Source organism: uncultured Thermosynechococcus sp. (genome assembly GCF_937958135.1).
In the GTDB taxonomy this organism is placed as follows: domain Bacteria; phylum Cyanobacteriota; class Cyanobacteriia; order Thermosynechococcales; family Thermosynechococcaceae; genus Thermosynechococcus.
Window position 1 is genome coordinate 1 of the sequence record NZ_CALGOG010000028.1, and the last position, 4,032, is coordinate 4,032.

A 4,032-nucleotide genomic window follows, 5' to 3' on the forward strand; every position below is an offset into this window, starting at 1 on the left:
TCTCCCCAAAACCCCCGGCGGCAGGGCAGTGCGCACCACTTGGATCAAAGGCGTGCAGTAGTAGGTGGCAATCTGCTCTAGGAACGCCCAATAATCTTTTGGAAAAAGCTGCTGGTCAACAATTTCTAGGAGCGATCGCAAACGCGCTGGCCCCACTGTCGGGGGCGGCTCTGCTTGGACTTCCAGAACAATTCCCCGCACCACTTGGGCACCAAAGGGCACCTCCACCACATCGCCCCCATGCACTGCCCAATTCTTGGGAACACTGTAGGTGTAGGCGTCAGTCGCCCCCACACAATCTACCAAGACCTTAGCATAGGCCGGGCACTGTGCCATAACAGGGGTAGAACTAACAAGGCTCATAGGCGGAAAAAAATGCCTCGAAGGGTTTGGACAACTTTACTACTCCTACCGCTCCTTGCCCAGAACCCCAATTTACCCCAAGCCAACCGCCATGGAGACTACCCTCTCCGCACTGATCATCGCACTTGGGTGGTGGTGGACTCAGATAGGCAAGGCCTCAACTGTCGGTGGTCACCCCAAGTCCCAAAGGCGTGGTATAGTCCCCTGGCCAAGTGGCCGCGGACAGACATTTGGCGCTGGCCTGTGGTGCGTCGCTTTCCACGCGGCACGGTGTTGAAGGCAAATCTTGCCCCAGCCGGTTTTGCCATGATCCCTGATGATCGTGGTCTGCCTTGGCTGAAGGTGACCCTTGGGAAGGACAATCAGATTTGCTTGGTGCGAGCCAACCGCCATTTTATTCGTCCGCGCTAGCAAGGGGCTGAGACCCTTGTCTTTCTGGGGAACATGGGAGGATAAAGGAAACGCCTCCTCACCCCTCTGTTTTTCGATGATCTTTACGAAGCACAAATGATTGCGATCGCCCGTCAACTGTGGGCAGCAAGCCAAACTTCCCGAAACTTCCTGAGCCAATTGCGGGAGCAAATCCGCATAGAAAACAAGCTGCTCGGTTGGGCTATGGAACAGCCGTGCCTGCGGGTACAACTTTTTCGGCCCATTGACTGTCTGCCTAGCCTGCGCAGCAAAAGCGAGGTGGCTCGCCATCTCCAAGAGTACCTCAGTGACCCCGCTGTGGAACTGCCGGAACGCTTGAAAAAGCTCCTCAACTTTGCCCAACCCGATTCACTGCCAGCGCAAGCAGCGGCCACCACATTTATGACTGCCGTGCAAGCCCTTGCCCACAAATACATTGCCGGCGAAACCACCGAACAGGTGCTGAAAACCATTGGCCATTTGGGCAAGCAGGGCATGCTGGTGACCATGGATATTCTAGGGGAGGCGGTAATTACAGAGGCCGAGGCGCAGCAGTATCGCGACGCTACCTTGACTTAATGGCGCAACTCAGCCCCTTAGGGCAGCGGGCGGGAGTCAACCCGGTACAGGTTTCCGTGAAGTTGACGGCCTTCTACTCCTACCTGCTACAATTTCCTGAGCCGCGCGTCATTACCGAGAATGTGCAGCGCCAAGGCTTTGCACCCATTGCTGGACTGGATAATTAATGCCGACGGGCAATCCGCTACTTGTTGAAATTCAGGAGCGCATTAGGGCAGTGGGCGCCATTTCCTTTTGTGAGTTTATGGATTTGGCGCTGTATGCCCCACAGGGGGGCTACTATAACCGACCTCAAATGCAAATCGGCCGAGGGGGCGACTTTATCACCTCCGGTAGTCTGACTAGAGATTTTGCCGAACTCCTCACCGAGGCCTTTGTTCAGATGTGGCACGCTTTGGATTGTCCCCAACGGTTTACACTACTGGAAATGGGCGCTGGTGAGGGGGAGTTTGCTGATGTTGTCTTAGGTTATAGTCAGGCTACCTATCCCGATTTCTTTGCCGCCCTAAAGTATCAGATTCAAGAACAATCCCCCAGTTTACGGGAGCGCCAACAGCAACGCTTGGCACGTTGGGGCGATCGCCTGTCCTGGCAAGGTGCTGAGACCCCTGCGGAATCGATCATCGGCTGTATCTTTAGCAATGAACTGATCGATGCTTTTCCGGTGCATCGGCTGCAATGGCAGGGGGGCAACTGGCAGGAAATTTATGTAACCCTCGATAAGCAAGGAGCCTTTCAAGAGGTGTTGCGCCCCCTGAGGGAGGATCGCATCCATGAGTACTTTGCCACTATCGGCATTGATCCACAGCAGCAGGGCTATGCCGACGGCTACCGTACTGAAGTCAATCTGCGCCTTATCCCGTGGTTAAAAGACCTCAGCCAGCGCCTTGAGCAGGGCTTTGTTCTTACCATTGACTATGGGTATCCCGCACATCAGTACTACCATCCTGCCCGCTGTGAGGGCACCCTACAGTGCTACTACCGCCATCGCCGCCACAACAATCCCTATAGTTTTGTTGGCGAGCAGGACATCACAGCTCATGTGGATGTGACTGCCTTGACTCGCTACGGGGAAAAGTTTGGCCTTGAAACCCTGTATATCACCCGTCAGAGTTTGTTTCTCATGGCCCTAGGCTTGGGCGATCGCCTCCTTGCCCAACAACAGAGTAATGGCCATCTCCTCCACGCCTTAAACCGCCATCAATCCCTACACCAACTCATTGATCCTCTAGGCCTCGGTGGCTTCTACGTCGTTCTTCAGGGCAAACAGGCCACCCTAAAACTGCCGCCCTTACAGGAAGCAGATCAGGTATTCAGAGCAACTCAGAGGGGGACTTCCCCAAGGTTGCTCAACGACTGAGAGCCACATCCCGTTGCGGAGCTGGCAAAAGAGACCGATAGTACTCCTCCAGTTGCTGGGTGGCGGCAGCCCAACTCCAGCGTTCTGCCTCTTGGCGGGCATTTTGGCGGAGGGTCTCGCGGTCACCCGGCGAGTCAAAAAGACGTTGACAAGCCGTGATCGCTCCCGTAGGATCCGCTGGATCAAACAAAAAGCCATTCACTCCATCAGTGACAATATCGGGAATTCCCCCACTATTGGCCGCCACCACCGGACAGCCTGCCGCCATCGCCTCTAAGAGAACCAAGCCAAGGGTTTCCGTGCGTGAGGGAAAAATAAAGACATCCGCCGAGGCAAAGGCCGCTGCCAAGCGTTCACCCCGCAGATAGCCGACAAAATGGGTGGGTGTACCGGCAAAGTGTTTTTCTAGGGCATCTCGATGGGGGCCATTGCCCACTAGGGCCAGTCTTGCCTGCGGTATCTGCTCTAGGATGGGTTTAATTTGCTCAATTTCCTTTTCAGCCGAGAGGCGACCCACGTAAAGGAGCAGGGGAGCATCTGGATGCCCTTGACTGAGAAAATGTCGCATTTCTTGACTTTGGCGTTGGGGATGGAACAATTCCACATCCACGCCCCGCTGCCAGAGATGGAGATGGCGAATCCCGTGGGCTTTCAGTTCCGCCACCATTGCTGTCGAGGTACACAAATTCAATTGAGCGCGGTTATGCCCCCAGCGCAGCAGTGACCAGAGGACTTCCTCAAGAAACCCTAGGCCATAGTACTTCAGATATTGGGGCAGGTGGGTATGGTAGGAGGCCACTAAGGGTAATTGCAATTTCTCCGCATAGTACAAACCCGCCAACCCTAAAACAGCCGGATTGGCCACATGGATCAGATCGGGTTCAAAGGTGGCTAGGGCTTTACCAATGGCGGGTCGCGGCAGGGCTAATTTGAGTTCAGGATACAATGGGAGGGGAAAACCGGAGACACCGTAGATCTGCGCGCCTTCATAATGATCTAACCCACCCTCAGGAGCCACCACCAACACCTGATGCCCATGGCGTTGCAGATGGCGTACAGTTTGACACAAACGGGTAACAATGCCATCAATTTTGGGCAGAAATGTCTCGGTAAATAGCGCGATCCGCATTTCGGTAACCTGAATGGAGAGGGATTTTTCCCATTCTCGAATCAGGGGGGTCTTGGCGCAACCCGTCGGAGCCAAAAAGTTTCCTTCCTAAGGAGGGGTAAACAGTGGCGAAAACAGAATTGTTAATGGCGATCGCTGGCCTGAATCGAGGTATTCTAGCTACCCCTCGCGATCGCAAACAGGTGGCCGC

The 4,032-nt window shown here is 54.7% G+C and carries 4 protein-coding genes and 2 pseudogenes; 4 read left to right on the forward strand and 2 right to left on the reverse strand.

Features of this window, described 5'->3' with window-relative positions; genetic code table 11:
* Window positions 1-336, reverse strand: a pseudogene (locus Q0711_RS03900) (primosomal protein N'); the annotation flags it as partial.
* Between the two features lie 39 nt (window positions 337-375).
* Here Q0711_RS03900 and Q0711_RS03905 point away from each other — a divergent pair.
* The 4 genes and pseudogenes from Q0711_RS03905 (at window position 376) to Q0711_RS03920 (ending at window position 2,713) form a co-directional block, all read left to right on the forward strand.
* The gene (locus tag Q0711_RS03905; RefSeq protein ID WP_298611796.1) at window positions 376-774 is read left to right on the forward strand and encodes a hypothetical protein; all 399 of its coding nucleotides are present in this window, start codon (window positions 376-378) and stop codon (window positions 772-774) included.
* A gap of 96 nt (window positions 775-870) precedes the next feature.
* A pseudogene (locus tag Q0711_RS03910) lies at window positions 871-1,367 on the forward strand (L-glutamate gamma-semialdehyde dehydrogenase); the annotation flags it as partial.
* A complete protein-coding gene (locus Q0711_RS03915; RefSeq protein ID WP_298611802.1) occupies window positions 1,353-1,520 on the forward strand; it encodes a hypothetical protein in 168 nt (55 codons plus the stop codon). The pseudogene Q0711_RS03910 and the gene Q0711_RS03915, both read left to right, overlap by 15 nt.
* The gene (locus tag Q0711_RS03920; protein ID WP_298611805.1) at window positions 1,520-2,713 is read left to right on the forward strand and encodes an SAM-dependent methyltransferase; all 1,194 of its coding nucleotides are present in this window, start codon (window positions 1,520-1,522) and stop codon (window positions 2,711-2,713) included. The genes Q0711_RS03915 and Q0711_RS03920 overlap by 1 nt, the downstream gene beginning before the upstream one ends.
* Here the strand turns inward: Q0711_RS03920 and Q0711_RS03925 are convergent.
* Complete coding sequence (locus tag Q0711_RS03925) at window positions 2,703-3,842, reverse strand: glycosyltransferase family 1 protein (RefSeq protein WP_298611826.1); 1,140 nt, start codon at window positions 3,840-3,842, stop codon at window positions 2,703-2,705. The two genes, Q0711_RS03920 and Q0711_RS03925, sit on opposite strands and share 11 nt — an antisense overlap.
* Window positions 3,843-4,032: the final 190 nt, after the last annotated feature.